The sequence below is a fragment of the Crenobacter sp. CS_VA4 genome, from assembly GCF_055597485.1.
On sequence record NZ_JBVMAE010000105.1, the window covers coordinates 1 to 314 of the forward strand.

1 protein-coding gene is annotated in these 314 nt (G+C 62.1%); it reads right to left on the reverse strand.

The features are described from left to right. Window positions 1-257, reverse strand: a 257-nt coding sequence (locus ACZ2IA_RS22890) for a hypothetical protein (protein WP_470294889.1), incomplete at its 3' end; no start/stop codon positions are given. Window positions 258-314: the final 57 nt, after the last annotated feature.

Here is a 314-nt window from a genome sequence, read left to right on the forward strand (position 1 = left end):
GGGGGCGTTTCGGGGGGGCTATGGTGTCCGGCGAGCAAGGCCCCGAGTTCAGGCTCCCCGCCGATGAAGCGTTCGCCGTCGAAGATCATGGGCAGTCGCTTCCAGTCATGCTGCTCGGCCAGCTGCTGAAAATGGCGCCGCGCTGCGCTACTCGCCATCGACTGCCGCTTGATGCGGAACCCAACATCATGTCGCTCCAGCAATTGCTCGATGCTACGGGTATCGGTGATTTCGGAGGCCAGAACCGTGATGTGCATGTTGGGCGTCCTGATTCGCATGGACTACCTGTTACGCGCTGCGCGTGGCACTGGATG